We start from the raw sequence: 435 nt of genomic DNA, 5'->3' as shown, positions 1-435 counted from the left end.
ACCGATGGATATCGACGTTTTTTTAACCTCAGCAATATTGTCGGTTTAGCATCCGCATTTGCTATAGCAAGCTGTATTGCGCCACTGTTTGCTGGAGAATACACCTCAGGCACAGATCAACTTATTCTGTCTTCAAGGCATGGGAAAAATAAACTTATTTCAGCTAAATTATTTACAGGTTTTTCATTGACTGCTACAATATGTGTTCTGCTAATTACAATGGTCTATTTTCTCTCTATGCTTATCTTCGGATCTGACGGCGGAAATGCACCATTACAACTTTACGCACCGATGTCACCCTATCCGCTAGTTATGAAGCAAGCTGCCTTGTTTCTAGCAGTTTGTGTTCTTCTCTCCTGCTTCATGGTAGCAGCCATCACCATGTTTTTATCCGCAGGGCTGAAATCGCCGTTTGGTGTCATTGTACTGATCAGC

1 pseudogene is annotated in these 435 nt (G+C 42.1%); it reads left to right on the top strand.

The features are described 5' to 3' along the window. Positions 1 to 435: pseudogene (locus RCF13_RS05150) on the top strand (hypothetical protein); the annotation flags it as partial.

Source organism: Stenotrophomonas maltophilia group sp. RNC7 (assembly GCF_030910085.1).
GTDB lineage: Bacteria > Pseudomonadota > Gammaproteobacteria > Xanthomonadales > Xanthomonadaceae > Stenotrophomonas > Stenotrophomonas sepilia.
Note: the sequence above shows the minus strand (reverse complement) of the source record. Positions and strands in the feature narration are given on the sequence as shown.